Origin of the sequence: Pengzhenrongella phosphoraccumulans (assembly GCF_045689905.1) — a bacterium.
GTDB lineage: Bacteria > Actinomycetota > Actinomycetes > Actinomycetales > Cellulomonadaceae > Pengzhenrongella > Pengzhenrongella phosphoraccumulans.
Window position 1 is genome coordinate 1,095,028 of the sequence record NZ_CP144210.1, and the last position, 13,747, is coordinate 1,108,774.

The 13,747-nt window shown below is 70.3% G+C and carries 14 protein-coding genes and 1 pseudogene; 1 reads left to right on the top strand and 14 read right to left on the bottom strand.

Annotation, left to right across the window (positions count from 1 at the left end):
• Window positions 1–68: 68 nt before the first annotated feature.
• The 6 genes and pseudogenes from VTA80_RS05175 to VTA80_RS05200 form a co-directional block, all read right to left on the bottom strand.
• Window positions 69–170, bottom strand: a pseudogene (locus VTA80_RS05175) (hypothetical protein); the annotation flags it as partial.
• Entirely contained in the window at window positions 167–1,705 is a 1,539-nt protein-coding gene (locus VTA80_RS05180) for an ABC transporter permease (protein WP_407344333.1), read from the bottom strand. The pseudogene VTA80_RS05175 and the gene VTA80_RS05180, both read right to left, overlap by 4 nt.
• Window positions 1,706–1,774: 69 nt before the next feature.
• Window positions 1,775–3,544, bottom strand: a complete 1,770-nt coding sequence (locus VTA80_RS05185; RefSeq protein ID WP_407344334.1) for an ABC transporter family substrate-binding protein — start codon at window positions 3,542–3,544, stop codon at window positions 1,775–1,777.
• Window positions 3,545–3,728: 184 nt separating this feature from the next.
• The gene (locus tag VTA80_RS05190) at window positions 3,729–4,544 is read right to left on the bottom strand and encodes an amino acid ABC transporter ATP-binding protein (protein ID WP_407344335.1); all 816 of its coding nucleotides are present in this window, start codon (window positions 4,542–4,544) and stop codon (window positions 3,729–3,731) included.
• Between the two features lie 6 nt (window positions 4,545–4,550).
• A complete protein-coding gene (locus tag VTA80_RS05195; RefSeq protein WP_407344336.1) occupies window positions 4,551–5,336 on the bottom strand; it encodes an amino acid ABC transporter permease in 786 nt (261 codons plus the stop codon).
• A gap of 86 nt (window positions 5,337–5,422) precedes the next feature.
• A complete protein-coding gene (locus VTA80_RS05200; protein WP_407344337.1) occupies window positions 5,423–6,256 on the bottom strand; it encodes a basic amino acid ABC transporter substrate-binding protein in 834 nt (277 codons plus the stop codon).
• Window positions 6,257–6,406: 150 nt separating this feature from the next.
• On the opposite strand from VTA80_RS05200, the gene VTA80_RS05205 reads away from it, so the two are divergent.
• Complete coding sequence (locus VTA80_RS05205) at window positions 6,407–7,045, top strand: VOC family protein (protein WP_407344338.1); 639 nt, start codon at window positions 6,407–6,409, stop codon at window positions 7,043–7,045.
• 129 nt (window positions 7,046–7,174) lie between these two features.
• Here VTA80_RS05205 and VTA80_RS05210 read toward each other — a convergent pair whose 3' ends face one another.
• From VTA80_RS05210 to VTA80_RS05245, 8 genes are read right to left on the bottom strand one after another with little or no spacing between them, the layout of a single operon-like run.
• Window positions 7,175–7,558, bottom strand: a complete 384-nt coding sequence (locus tag VTA80_RS05210) for a hypothetical protein (protein WP_407344339.1) — start codon at window positions 7,556–7,558, stop codon at window positions 7,175–7,177.
• Window positions 7,555–8,148, bottom strand: coding sequence for a hypothetical protein (locus tag VTA80_RS05215; protein ID WP_407344340.1), 594 nt, complete (start codon window positions 8,146–8,148; stop codon window positions 7,555–7,557). The genes VTA80_RS05210 and VTA80_RS05215 overlap by 4 nt, the downstream gene beginning before the upstream one ends.
• Window positions 8,145–8,561, bottom strand: coding sequence for a hypothetical protein (locus VTA80_RS05220; RefSeq protein ID WP_407344341.1), 417 nt, complete (start codon window positions 8,559–8,561; stop codon window positions 8,145–8,147). Before VTA80_RS05220 ends, VTA80_RS05215 begins: the two co-directional genes overlap by 4 nt.
• Entirely contained in the window at window positions 8,561–10,045 is a 1,485-nt protein-coding gene (atpD, locus tag VTA80_RS05225; RefSeq protein ID WP_407344342.1) for a F0F1 ATP synthase subunit beta, read from the bottom strand. The genes VTA80_RS05220 and atpD overlap by 1 nt, the downstream gene beginning before the upstream one ends.
• Window positions 10,038–10,943, bottom strand: coding sequence for a FoF1 ATP synthase subunit gamma (locus VTA80_RS05230; RefSeq protein WP_407344343.1), 906 nt, complete (start codon window positions 10,941–10,943; stop codon window positions 10,038–10,040). Before VTA80_RS05230 ends, atpD begins: the two co-directional genes overlap by 8 nt.
• On the bottom strand, window positions 10,940–12,436 hold the full coding sequence (locus tag VTA80_RS05235; protein WP_407344344.1) for a F0F1 ATP synthase subunit alpha: 1,497 nt from the start codon (window positions 12,434–12,436) through the stop codon (window positions 10,940–10,942). Before VTA80_RS05235 ends, VTA80_RS05230 begins: the two co-directional genes overlap by 4 nt.
• Complete coding sequence (locus VTA80_RS05240) at window positions 12,433–13,443, bottom strand: hypothetical protein (protein WP_407344345.1); 1,011 nt, start codon at window positions 13,441–13,443, stop codon at window positions 12,433–12,435. The genes VTA80_RS05235 and VTA80_RS05240 overlap by 4 nt, the downstream gene beginning before the upstream one ends.
• 29 nt (window positions 13,444–13,472) lie before the next feature.
• On the bottom strand, window positions 13,473–13,721 hold the full coding sequence (locus tag VTA80_RS05245; protein ID WP_407344346.1) for an ATP F0F1 synthase subunit C: 249 nt from the start codon (window positions 13,719–13,721) through the stop codon (window positions 13,473–13,475).
• Window positions 13,722–13,747: the final 26 nt, after the last annotated feature.

Sequence of the window (13,747 nt, forward strand, 5' to 3'; positions counted from 1 at the left end):
GGGTCCCGGAAGTCGAGCGGCCACCACCCCGGCACCGGGCCGAACCCGATCGAGCTGAACGCGAGCGCGATGATCGCCACGAGCACGATCAGGCCCCCCATGGCGGCCCGGTGCCGGCGGAACCGGCGCCGGACACTGCGCCCAGAGCTGCGCGCGACCACGTCGGTCATCGGAGCCGGATCCGGGGGTCCAGGAACGCGTAGGCGATGTCCGCCAGCATGTTGAAGATGACCGTAGCCACAGCGGTGACCAGGAAGAACGCCATCACGGGATTCGGATCGATGGTGCTCAGCCCGCTGGTGAACAGCTGCCCCATCCCGGACCACCCGAACACCGTCTCGGTCACCACCGCGCCGCCGAGCACGGCCGCGAAGTCGAAGGCCGCGAGCGTCGTGAGCGGGATGAGCGCGTTGCGGAAAGCGTGCCGCACGATCACCGTGCGTTCGTTGAGGCCCTTGGCCCGCGCCGTGCGGACGTAGTCCTGATTCAGCACGTCGAGCATGCTCGCCCGTGTATACCGGGTGTAGCTCGCGAACGAGATGAGCATGATCGCGAGCGTCGGCAGCGCGAGGTGCAGCACGAGGTCGAGGTTCGACTCCCAGAAGGTCCCCTGCAGGTTCGCGGTCTGCGACCCGGTCGTCGCGATCGGGTGGCCGCCGGTCGCCTCGTACAGCGCCGGGTAGGACCGCAGGAGCTGGTCGATCGAGAACAGGACGACGACGCCCGCCCCCGTCAGCCCGGCCACCTGCATCGCGAGGCGCCGGGCGTGGCGGCCGACGGCGTAGCCGATCGCGACCCCGGTCCCCACGAGCACGGCGGCGAGCGCGAGGAAGCTCCCCCACGTCATGTCGGTCAGGAGCCGCTGCGCGAGCGCCACGACCGCGGTACCCGCCGCCGCGGTCGCCAGGCTCGCGTAGAGCACCGGTCGGGTGCGGGGACGTAGGCCGGCGAACAGCGCACTGGCCAGGAACGCGATCACGAGCGCTGTCAGGGCGATGCCGGTGAGGCCGAGCGCCGGCCGGCGGAACCAGCCGGCCGTCAGCAGCACGGCGAGCGTGCCCGACGTCGCCGCGGCCGCCACCGCGGCCACGACGAGCCGCCGGTGCCGGTCTCCGCCGATGACGACCGCCCAGACCAGCCCCGCGGCGAGGCCGATCAGCCCGATCGAGGCGTAGGTCAGCTCAGGGTTGCGCAACCAGGTGTTCAGGTCGATCGCGATGTACTGCTTGAGCAGCGTCGAGACCCAGAACACGGGGAGCGAGAAGCACAGGAACGCGATGAAGGTGACGGAGTGGTCGAACGTGGAGTACTGCCGCAACGCGGTCACGACGCCCGTGACGACGCCGAGCAGCAGGGCGAGCACGGTGGCCGCGATGACGAGCCGCATCGTCGAGCCGAGGGCGACGTCGAGCTGGGGCAGTACCGGTCGGAGCTTGCGGTCGAGACCGAGGGTGCATCGGTCGCCACCGGGGACGACGCACCGGCCGACCTCCTGCAGCCAGAGGGCGTAGCGCTCCGGGATCGGCACGTCGAGGTGCAGGGCTGCGGTCCGCGCGGCGATGCGGGCCTCGCGACCCGGTCCGTTGTACTCGAGCAGGTCCTTGAGCGGGTTGCCGGACAGGGCGACGAGCGTGTACATCAGCGCGGTCGACGCGAGCACGATGAAGAACGACACGACGACGCGTCTGACGACGAAGACGAACACGCCTCTCCCCCTCGAGTTGGACCGACCTGGCGCGAGGTTATCCCGCCGGCCGGACGCCCCGATCCGGGACTAGCTCGCGGACTTGGTCCAGGTCTCGGCGTTCCAGGTCGAGCCGTACTGCGTGGGGTTGTAGCCGGGGCCCGTGAGCCTGGACGAGAAGGCCGTCACCCCCGGGTTGGCGTAGAGCACGACGTTGTAGGGGTTGACCCACAGCTGCTCCTCCATCTCGGCCTTCAGCGGGATGGCTTCCTCGCGGGTCGTGACCTTGACGATCTTCGACCAGAGCTCGTCGACCTTCGCGTCGCTGTACCCGCCGAAGTTCTGGCCGCCGCCGGTGACGAAGATGGACTCGTCCGCGGCGATGAGCCCCGAACCGGCCCAGCCGAAGATCACCGCGTCCCACTGGCCCGGGGACGACAAGGTGGCGAACAGGTCAGGGTCGGGCACGGCGGTGATGTTGAAGCCGGCCTGGTCGCAGGACGCCTTGACGAGCGCGACCTGATCGGCCCGCAGCCCGGACTGGGAGGCGAAGTTGAACCGGATCGTGAGCGGCATGGTGACGCCGGCCTGGGCGAGCAGCGCCTTCGCGCCCTCGAGATCGACCTTGGCGTAGACCTTGGCGGTCGGGACCCGGGCGAGCACCGAGGCGTACTCCGCCTGGGCGGGCAGGTACTCGCGCAGGTCGAGCACGGTGGACGACGGGTTGATCGGCGTCGCGAACTTGTCGACCAGCTCCTGGCGCGGCACGCACTTGAGGAACGCCTGGCGCACCTTGAGGTCCGCGAAAACCCCGGCGGCCGAGGAGTCGAGGTCGATGTGGCTGAACGACAGCGACTCACCCGTCTTGACGGTCACGGCATCGCCGAGGTCGGCGAGCTGGCTCATCATGTCGGCGGTGGCGTTCGAGGGGTCGAACGTGTCGATCTCACCGTTGGCCAGCGCCTGGACCATCTCGTTCGGGTCGACGGTCTTGAACACGATCCGGTGGGTCTTGGCCGGGTCGCCCCACCACCGGTCGTTGGCCACGAGGGTGAGGGTGCCGTTGGAGGCGTTGTCGTACTTGTACGGACCCGACGTCGGGATCAGGGCGGCGTCGGGCAGGGCGGGCAGGTTCTCCTGGAAGGCCCACCCGGTGTTCCAGAACTCCGCGACCGGCTTGAGCGCAGCCGTGTCGTCGGCCTGGATCGCGGCCACGAGCGCGGCGCCGTCGCCGTCGGCGCTCAGACCACCTTGCTCAGCGGCGACGTGCGCCGGCAGGAAGCCGGAACCCAGCACCTCCCAGTCGGCGTAAGGGGTCGCGTACGTGAGCGTGAAGGACTTGTCCCCGGCCTTGCCCTGCGGCATGGCGACCTGGGACCACCCGTTGGTGCTGCCGGAGCGGAAGAGGTCGACGGGCGCGCCGGCGTCGTCCACCTCGCCCGAGGGATGCGTCCCGGAGTACGCGGCCCAGGCCAGCAGCACGTCGTCGAAGTCGATCGGGGTGCCGTCCGACCAGACAGCATCATCGGCGATGGTGTATTCGACCGTCAGCGGGTCGTCCGAGGTCTTGCGGTACGTGCCGAAGGTCGTGTTCGCGACGATCTTTCCGTCGGGCTGGACCTTGTAGAAGCCTTGCTGCGTGAGGTTGTCGATCCAGGCGTTGTAGACGCTCGAGTTGTCGGCCGTGTTCACGTTGTAGCCGTCGGGCGCCTGCTCGATCCCCACGGTGATGGAGTCGGCGAGCGCACCCGGACCCGCGCTGGCATTCTCGTCGCCACCGCCCGCCGAACCGCAGGCGGCCAGCAGGAGGGAGAACAAGGCCAGCGCCGAGAACCCCACAAACCCGCGCCTAGTCGACACAATTCCTCCAGCGCAGCAGACGATCGAATAGAAAAACGGTAGTTCTTCTCGACGGGACATTTCGGACACAGCCCAAACGCGTGCGAAATCGTTACCTGATCGGAGGCCCCGGACGGTCGCCGTCGTCGCACGGCGGCGCCCCCGACGCCGTCGTCCATGGGCGCCGAGGGACTGGCCGCTGGGCTTAGAAGGGCTCGCTCTCGCCGGGCTCGACGTGCGTCGGGTCGAGCACGCGCCGCAGGAACTCGCGCGTGCGCTCCTCGGTGGGAGCGGCGATGACCTGCTCCGGCGGGCCCTGCTCCACGATCATGCCGTCGTCCATGAACACGACGCGATGGGCCACCTCGCGGGCGAAGGCCATCTCGTGCGTGACGACGAGCATCGTCATGCCCTCGTCGGCGAGGCGTCGCATGACCGTGAGCACATCACCGACGAGCTCGGGGTCCAGGGCCGAGGTCGGCTCGTCGAACAGCATGAGCTCGGGGTCCATGCTCAAGGCGCGCGCGATGGCGACCCGCTGCTGCTGGCCACCGGACAGCTGTGCCGGGAACGCCTCGAGCTTGTCGTCGAGGTTGACGCGGGCCAGGTTCGCCTTCGCGATCTTCTCCCCCTCGGCGCCACGACGACCGAGCACCTTGTCCTGGGCGATCGTGCAGTTGCGCAGCACGGACAGGTGCGGGAACAGGTTGAACTGCTGAAACACCATGCCGACGTGGCGCCGGACCCGGTCGATGTCGACGTCGGGGTCCGTGACCTCGAGCTCACCGATCCGGATCACCCCGGAGCGGGGCTGCTCGAGCAGGTTCACGCAGCGCAGCAGGGTGGACTTGCCCGACCCGGACGGGCCGATGATGCAGACGACCTCACCCGGATGGACCTGGAGGTCGATGCCCTTGAGCACCTCGTGCTCGCCGAACGACTTGTGCAGCGCGCGGATGTCGACGAGTGGCTGGCCCTCGACCGGCTGGGGGGAGAGGTCGTCGCTGAGTGCGGCAGTCACTGCGGTTCACCGGGCCTTTGCTGAACGGGACTCGAGCCTGCGGACGAGGAACCCGAGCGGGATCGTGATGATGAGGTAGCACAGGCCGGCCAGGATCAGCGGCGTGAGGTTGGCGGTGTCCGACATCGCAGTGCGACCGAACTTGGTCAGCTCGTACTCGGTCACGGACAGGCCGAGCAGGTAGATGAGCGACGAGTCCTTCGTCAGCGCGATCAGCTCGTTCGTCAGGGGCGGCAGGATGATCCGGAAGGCCTGCGGTACGACGATCGAGAACATCGCCCGACCGGACGACATCCCCAACGAGCGGGCGGCCTCCATCTGCCCTTTGGGGACCGCCTGGATGCCCGCCCGGAGGGTCTCCGCGATGTAGGCGGCCCCCACGAGCCCGAGCGAGATCATCACCGTCGTGTAGTTGCCGAACCGCACCCCGAACGCGAGCGGCAGGCCGAACCCGAAGGCGATGAAGACCAGCAGGGCGGGCACGCCGCGGAAGAACTCGATGTAGATGTTGGCCAGCCAGCGGTACGGCGCCACGGACGACAGCTTCATCAGGGCGAGCAGCAGCCCGAGGACCAGGGCGAACGAGAACCCGAGCGCGGTGTAGATCACCGTGTTCAGCAGGGCCGTCTGGATGATCTCGGGGAACTGGTCGGCCGCGATCTGCGGGTCGAGCAGGCGCTTGCTGATCCGACCCCAGTCGGCGACGACGGCGATCCCGACGAGGGCCGCCACGAGGATGCCGTACTGCACGCCCCGCACCGTCTTGGCGCGTTGTCGGCGGGTCAAGGCCACGATCTTCTCCACTCCGCGCGGACGACCGGTCAGGTTCGACCGGCCGTCCGCGCCGTCACTTCAGGGCTGTTGCTGGGCCGTTCGGTTCAGCTGGCGGACGGCGACGGGGACGCTGCGCCCGGTGCGGACGGGAACCACTTCGCGTACAGCGTGTCGTAGGTGCCGTCGCTCTTGATCCGGGCCAGGCTCGCGTTGACGGCATCGAGCAGGGGCTTGTTGTCCAGCTTCACGGCCAGCCCGTACTGCTCCCCCGTGTCGAACTCGGTGGAGACCTTGACGTCCTTGTTCAAGCTCGCGAAGTCGAAGAGCACCCCGTTGTCATTGATGGCGGCGTCGATCTGGCCGGTCTGCACCGCGGTCTGGAGCAGGGCGAGGTCCTCGAACTGGACCAGCTCCGCATCCTTGGCGTTCTCCTGCGCGTAGATCTCCCCGGTCGTCGCGGCCTGCACCCCGAGCTTCTTGCCGGCCAGGTCGGCGAGCGAGGCGATCTTCGAGTCGGACTTCACCAGAAGCGCCTGGGTCGCGTCGAAGTACGGGTCGGAGAAGTCGAGCACCGTCTTGCGCGTGTCCGTGATCGTGATGCCGGCGGCGCCTATGTCGCACTTGCCGGTGCTCAGGTCCTCACCGGTCTGGATCCCCTCGAAGGGGGTGTCCACGACCTCCTGGGTGACGTTGAGGTCCTTGGCGATCTCGTCGACGATCTCGATGTCGAAGCCCGTGATCTTGCCCGCGTCGCTGAACTCGAACGGTCGGTACGGGAGCTGGGTGCACGTGGTGAGCGTGCCGGCCTTGACCAGCGAGACACCCCCCGAGCTGGCCGCCGGGGCCGTCTCGGTGCTGGTGGCGCAGGCGCTCAGGACGAGCGCCGTGACGGCGGACAGGACGATGAGGGTGCCGGTTCGACGGGAAAGAATGCGCACGATGCCTCCACGGATGGCGGGATACGACCAAATTGCTACTTTAAGCCGAACATGTTTCGTCGTTGTTGCGCAGATCGTAGTGGGGCTGTCCAGGCTGTGGACACGTTTCCTAGTACTTGACCGCTCAGAAGTTGTGTCACGATTCCTGGCATGCGCCTCGATCATGTCTCCTACGCCGCCCAGCCCGACGGCCTCCGGGCTACCGCAGCCCGGCTCGGTGCCGCTCTCGGAGTCGTCCCCGTGGACGGCGGTGTGCACCCCCGGTTCGGCACGCGCAACATGGTGCTGCCGATCGCCGACGGCCGCTATGTCGAGGTCGTCGAGGTGCTCGATCACCCCGCCTCTGACAAGGCAGCGTTCGGCCAGGCCGTCCGCGCCCGCTCCGCGGCCGGTGGCGGTTGGGTCTGCTGGGTGGTCGCGGTCGACGACCTCGCCCCGTTCGAGGAGCGCATCGGTCACGACGCGGTGCCCGGCAACCGGCACCGACCCGACGGCGTCGAGCTGCGTTGGCGCCAGATCGGCGTCAAGGGCCTGGTTGTGGACCCGCAGCTGCCGTACATGATTCGCTGGGAGACGCCGCCCGAGCTGCACCCCTCCGTCGGCGGTGCCCCGGACGTCGTCCTGACCGGGCTCGAGATCGCGGGCGACCCCGACCTGGTGCGCAGCTGGCTGGGCCTGGCGCCGGACTACACCTCCCAGGACCTGGACGTCCGCTACGTGACCCCGGAAGACGCCCCCCACCTGAACAAGGTGACGTTCTCCACCCCGAACGGCAACATCGAACTGTAAGAAACCGCTGCCGCCGAACTCGGAGGTTTGCGCCGAACTCGGACACTGCGGTGTGCGAGTTCGAGGCGAACCTCCGAGTTCGGCGGGGGGTGGGGGCCGGGGCGTGGGGGCCGGGGAGTGGGTGCGGGGCTAGGGGGTGGCGCAGGCCGTCAGCAGGGTGCTGGTTGAGGCTTTGAGCGTGTCGGCGTCTACCGGCTCCGGGGGGGTGTCGTTCTGGCCCTGCGCATGCCGGTCGAGCTCGTAGGGCGTCGTGAAGACGTCGAGGGCTGCGGCGACCGCGGCGTCGTCGGGCGCCGAGGCCCGCAGTGCCGCGACGTAGCTCGCCGCGACGTCCCGCTCGGGGGCCGTGACCTCCGCGCCGTCGGTCACGGCCGTGGCGAAGTCCGTGTAGTCAGCGACCCCCGCGATGAGATGGGTGCAGAAGTCCGGGTCGCTGCGTACGAGCTGCTCGGGCGAGGTGCAGGCGGCGAGCGCACCGACCGCCAGCAGCACCGCACCGGCACGCCACCTCACGACGCCCTCCCGGGGCTCAGGAGCGCCGGGTCGACGAGCACGCGCACCGGCCGCACCCGGTACTGCGCGCACCACGCGAGGAGCTCCGTGAGCAGGGCGGCGACCACGAGGACCACACCGAGCAGCACGGGCGCGGCGACGATCCCCATCGCGCTCCATGTGCCGAGCAGCGCCTTGCGCACCGCGAGCGCGACGAGCAGCACGCCGCCGGCCGCCGCCACGATGCCGGCGAGCCCGATGAGGTGCTCGGCGAGGCACGGTCCCGGCCGGCGTCCCCCGCCTCGCACCTGGCCGACGTGCGCCGCGCCGAGCAGGACGACGACGACGACCCACCAGGTGAGGACGAGAGCGTAGGGGAAGTCGACGGGTTGGGCCAGAACCACCGTCGTGAGGCCGGCGGACGAGCCGACGAACAGCAACAGCGCCGACCACAGCGGGGCGTCGAGCCGCAGCAGCTCGCGTGCCCGGGTGAGCCGCGCGAGGGTGGCGACGCGAGTGCGGGGCAGTCGCACGAGCGTCGCGAGGACGAGGCCCGGCCCGAGCGCGACCACCAGCGTCACGCCGAGCGCCGCGACCACCAGCCCGGTCATACCAGCACCTCGCCGACGGGCACCGCCACGCGCTGGTGCGGGACGACGTCGCCGGACGTCCCGCCGCGCCGGCCCGCGCCCTGCGGAACGGGCGGGAGCGGCCGCCGACGCGCGGCCTCGAGCGCAGCCACCATCGTCTCGAGCTCCTCCTCGGTGTCGGCGAAGCCGAGGGCAACCAGCAGCACGTCGGCGTCCAGGACGTGCACGTAACCGGAGGCGGCCCACAGCTCCGCCGTGCGTTGCTTCGCCTGGCCTGGATCGAGCACCACCCGCACGGACGAGAGCGCGAACAGTCCGATGAACGCCGAGTGGCCCTCGAGGATGGTCTGCTGCCCGGTGGAGGTGTCGACCGTGACGGACTCGATGGGCCCTTCGAGCCGCACACCCGCAGGGCTGATCGCGCGGATGCGCATCAGACCCCCACCGCGGGAGCGTGCGTGATGTAGAGGAACTCCTCGGCGTCGCGGCCGTCGTAGCTGCCCTCGCAGATGCCCTCCAGCACGTCGAGGCTGGTGGCGAGGTCGGCGACCACCCCCGGCTCCCCCGTGTACCGCTCGGAGACGACGAAGCGCTGCGCGAGGTAGTTGCGGATCATGCGCGCCCGGCGGACCGTGTTGCGGTCGTTCTCGCCCAGCTCCTCGATGCCGACGATCGAGACGATCTCCTCGATCTCGGAGTAGCGCTGCAAGCACGCGCGAGCAGCGGTGGCCACCTGGTGGTGCCGGTGACCGACCAGCAGCGGGGTCAGCCCGCGCGAGCTCGACGCGAGCGGGTCGATCGCGGGGTAGATGCCGGATGCCGCGATCGACCGGGACAGCACGACCGTCGAGTCCAGGTGGGTGAACGTGGCGACGGCCGAAGGGTCGTCGATGTCGTCTGCGGGCAGGAACACCGCCTGGATCGAGGTGATCGCCGCTCGGGTGGTCGACGCGATCCGCTCCTCGAACCTGCCGATCTCGGCGGCGAGCGTCGGCTGGTAGCCACCGATGATCGGCGCCTTGCCCAGCTGGGTGGACAGCTCCGCGCCGGCCTGGAGCATCCGGAAGACGTTGTCGACGAAGAACAGGACGTCACGGCCGGCGTCGTCACGGAAGTACTCCGCCACGGTGAGCCCGGCGAACGCCGCCTGGATGCGGACCCCGGGGGCCTCGGACATCCGGCCCAGGACGATCACGGTGGAGTCGAGCGCTCCGGACTCGCTCAGCTCGCGGGTCAGCTCCACGCCCTCCCGCCCGCGTTCGCCGACTCCGGCGAACACCGAGACGCCGCCCGTGGTGCCGATCCGGAGCATCAGCTCCTGGATGAGGACGGACTTGCCCACCCCCGCGCCGCCGAACAGCCCGGTCTTGCCCCCGCGCAGGATCGGGCACATCACGTCGATGACGCGTATCCCGGTCCGCACGATCTCGCGCCGGCTGGACAGCTCGGGCAGCGTCGGCGCGGGCCGCGCGATCGGGCGCAGCGCACTGAAGACCAGCGGGCCGCGCTCGTCCGTCGGTTGGCCTCGGGCGTCCAGGCGTCGGCCGAGCAGGCCCTCACCCACCGGGAAGCACATCGGCGCGCCAGTGGTCAGCACCTCCTGGCCGCGCCGAACACCGCTGGTCTCGCCGATCGCGTTGGCCCGGACGGTGTCGAGCCCGGCGTGAGCGACCACCTCGGCGGAGTAGGTACCGGACGGCGCGGAGTACTCGAGCGCGGCGCCGATCTCGGGGAGCTCCTGATTGGCGAACAGCACGTCGAGGATGAAGCCGTTCACCCCCGTGACGGTGCCCCGGCGCACCGACCGGCCGCCGGGGCCGGCCGTGGCCGCGGCGGACGGGGCACCGGGGCCGCCAGCAGACTGGGCGGCGGGGCCGCCAGCAGACTGGGCGGCGGGGCCGCCGATCGGCTCAGTCATCGCGGGCTCCTGTGGTTGTGCGGCGCGTGCGCGCCGCCTGCTGGCTGCTCAGGACGTCGAGCAGCTCGGCCGACTCGGCCGCCATGCGCGCCTTGCGGTAGTGCCTGCGCCGTTCCGTCAAGGTGTCGCGCAGCGCTCGCTTCGACAGGTTCGTCGTCATCCGGCGCATCCCGTACTCGGATGCCACGGCGTGCCGCACCCACGCGAAGAGCTGACCGATGGCGTAGCTGTCCACGAACTGGGCGAGCACCTCCGCGGGCTCCAGCTCGAAGTCGACCACCGGCAGGTTGGCGTCGGGTTCGCGGTGCGGCGGCAGGTGGAGCGGGTACAGCTGGGCGACCCGCGCGGAAAAGGTCACCACGTCCTCGTAGTGCGTGTAGGCGACCAGGACCCGTCGGTTGTGCCCCGAGCGGACGCGGTCCACCGCCGCCGCGGCCAACCCGGCGACCGTCGTGACGTCGACGCCCTCGAGGTCGAGGTCGTACAGGCCCAGCACGCTGCGCTTGCGGTCGGTGAGGTGGCGCATCCCGCGGCTGCCGATGACGAGGTACTCCGCCTCGTCGGCGGACTCGTCGCCGTCGGCCGCGAGGTGCTTCTCGAGAGCCGCGAAGACCTCCTGGTTGTACGAGCCGCACATGCCCATCGACGACGTCACCAGGATGACGAGATCACGATGCCCCCGCCCCTCGGCCTCCACGCTGTAGCGCAGCTCGCCATGCTCGGCGATCTCCGCGATGGAGTGCAGCACCGCATCCGTGTAGGCGCGCACCGCCTCGACCTGCGCCCGGAGCGCCGGCAGGTGCACCATCGCCAGCAGCTCGAAGGCATGCACCACCTGGCTCGTCGCCTCCAGGGAGGAGATCTCGTCGGCCATCGCCTTCAGGGCGGTCGAGCTCACCCGAGCCTCGTCCGGGCGGTCTCGACGATCGCGCTCATGAAAGCGAGGTGCGGCTCGGCCAGCACATCGATCTGCCGCAGGGAGTCCTCGAAGTCCGCGTAGTCCTCCGACTCGGACGCGACCTTGACCAACAGGTCACGAATCAGCGGCATGTCGCGCGGCGGCAGCGCGGCGACGACTCCCTGCTGCAGCGCCCAGAGCAGCACGACGAGCTCGCCCAGCCGGACGGGCTGCCACGCCCGCTGCGCGAGCACCGCACGGACGGCCCGGGCCGCGGCAACCTGGTCCCGCTGGGAGGCGCTGAGGGCGTTGTCGTACATCAGCATCGGCTTGAGCTCTTCGTACACCGCGAGGATGCGCCGCAGACCGCCGGTGAGGCGCGCGACCACGGGGTACTGCGCGTCGCGGCCGATCCGGGAGACCGACGTGCCGAGGTCGATGGGGGGCATCTGACCCTCGTTCGCCAGGGCCGTCGACAGCACGATCTGGCCATCGGTGATCGACATGACGTTCGAAGCGATGTAGCCCGTCACGTCGCCGGACAGGGTGTCGACGAGCGCGAGCATGGTGATCGAACCGCCACCCTTCTGCTCCGTCAGCTGTGCACCCCGCTCGAGCAGGCTGCCGTGCAGGTAGAAGACGTCACCCGGGTAGGCCTCGCGGCCCGGGGTGCGTCGCAGGAGCAGCGAGATCGACCGGTAGGCGTCGGCGTGCGCCGAGAGGTCGTCGAACATGAGCAGGACGTCCTCGCCGTTGTCGCGCAGCTGCTCGGCCAGAGCGGTCGCGTAGTACGGCGCGAGGTAGATCTCCGTGAGCGAGGCGTCCGCCGGGGCGAGGACGACTGTCGTGTACTCCATCGCGCCGCGCACCCGCAGCTGGTCGCACAAGGACGAGACCTCGCTGATCCGCGACCCGAGCGCCACGTAGAGGCAGCGCACCTGCTTGCCGCGCTGGTTGACGATGATGTCCATCACCAGCTGGGTCTTGCCGGTGGCACGGTCCCCGAGGACCTGCTGACGCTGCCCCTTGCCGATCGGGGTGATCGCGTCGATGGCGGCGATGCCGGTCTCCAGCGGCCGGTCGACCCGCGCGATGGACGACAACGCCGGCGGGAGGGAGAACCCCGGCCGACCGACGGTCCCGGTCAGGCGGCGACCGCCGTCCACCGGGGTGCCGGAGGCGTCCAGCACCCGCCCGGCGATGTCGGTGCTGACGGTGGCGGTGAACAGCTGGCCGGTGAGCTCGACCGTCGAACCCTCCCGGACCACCTCGCCCCCGCGGGGCAGCACACCGACACCCACCTGGTCGGCCGTGAGCAGGATGACCACGCCCCGGTGCACCCCGTCGATCAGCACGACGTCGTTGAGCCGGGCCTTGAGCAGGCCCGAGCAGAACACCACGCCGTCGGCCGCCTCGGTCACCGCCCCGAGCTCGCCGTACAGGTCGCCGAGCCCACCGAGGGCTGACTGGGAGAGGTCCACGAGGTCCGTCATGTGCTCACCAACCTTCCGAGGCCCGGCTGTCCGCCGTCCCACGCCGACGTCGTCACGAGCTGGCGGAGCGAGAGGTCGACGTAGCCGAGCTCCGAGTCGACGACGACGCCCGCCAGCAGGTTGCGGTCGACCTCGCAGCGCGCCGACGCGTCGACGCCCGCCTCGGCCAGCAGCTGCCGCACGAGGGCGACACCGTCGTTGCTCGACACCCGCACGACCGGCCGAGCGCCGGATCGCGCGAACAGTGCGCAGCGACGCAGGCGAGCGACGAGGTCCTCCACCGCGGCGTAGCCGTACCGGTGCACAAGCACGGGCGCGGCGTGCCGGAACTGCGCGTCGCAGCCGGCGAGCAACCCGAGCGCGTCCAGCATCCCCGCGGCCTGCAGCGCGGAGTCGCTCGTCGCGAACAACCGCGTGCGCAGCTCGAACCCGCGCACCCTCGCCAGGAACAGCTCGGCAGAGACGAGGAACGCGTCGACCTCCGCCGGGGTCAGTGCGTCGAGCAGCGCCGGGATCTCCCGGTACGGCAGCGCGAGGCTCGCGATGCGGGTGGCGACGATCCTGCCGTGCGTCTCGATCGCCTGGCGGAACAGCGCCTCCTCCGCGTCGAGGTAGCGCGGGATGGCGTCGTCGAAGAGCGACTCGATCTCGCCGCCCGGCTGACCGGCGGCTCCGCCGGCCGGCCGGGCGGCCTCGAGCGCTCGGTCGCGCAGCGCCATGACCTCTTGCTCCAGCACCTCCGACCGGTTGTCCGCATACACGGCCGCGGCCCGCTCCCGGTCCCACGCGGCCCGCAGCTCCTCGAGCCGGTCCCGGGCGTCCTGAAGCTGCGTCGTGAGCTCACGCCGCGCGGCCTCGCTCCCGGCGTACCCCGCCCGGAAGAACGCCAGGTCCGCGTCGTGCGCCCGATCGACCGTGTCGAGCAGCCGACGGGTGAGGGCGGTCGCGGCGAGCGACACGACGACGAGCACGAGGACGACGACGAGCTGAGTCGCCACGTCACTCACGTCCTTCGCCTCCGCGCCCGCACCCGCGCTCACCCGACGAAGGGGTTCAGGTAGAGCAGCACGACGGCGATGGCCAGCGCGAACATCATCAGGACGAGCATCGTGACCAGGCCGATGATCAGGACGCTCATGACGACCCCGCGCGCGCTGGGGTTGCGGCCCAGCGACTCGATCGCGCGCGCCACCGCGTGCCCCTGCCCGATGCATGCGCCGAGCACCCCGAGCCCCACGACCAGTGCCGCACCCAGCACGCTCGCCGCGATGACGCTCTCGTTCATGCGTGCTCTCCCCCGTGTTCGCCCCG

Excerpts from the sequence above, each read along its gene's own strand:
- VTA80_RS05205 (WP_407344338.1), top strand. The coding sequence starts at position 6,407 with ATGCGCCTCGATCATGTCTCCTACGCCGCCCAGCCCGACGGCCTCCGG.
- VTA80_RS05215 (WP_407344340.1), bottom strand. The coding sequence starts at position 8,148 with ATGACCGGGCTGGTGGTCGCGGCGCTCGGCGTGACGCTGGTGGTCGCG.
- VTA80_RS05220 (WP_407344341.1), bottom strand. The coding sequence starts at position 8,561 with ATGCGCATCCGCGCGATCAGCCCTGCGGGTGTGCGGCTCGAAGGGCCC.
- atpD (WP_407344342.1), bottom strand. The coding sequence starts at position 10,045 with ATGACTGAGCCGATCGGCGGCCCCGCCGCCCAGTCTGCTGGCGGCCCC.
- VTA80_RS05235 (WP_407344344.1), bottom strand. The coding sequence starts at position 12,436 with ATGACGGACCTCGTGGACCTCTCCCAGTCAGCCCTCGGTGGGCTCGGC.
- VTA80_RS05245 (WP_407344346.1), bottom strand. The coding sequence starts at position 13,721 with ATGAACGAGAGCGTCATCGCGGCGAGCGTGCTGGGTGCGGCACTGGTC.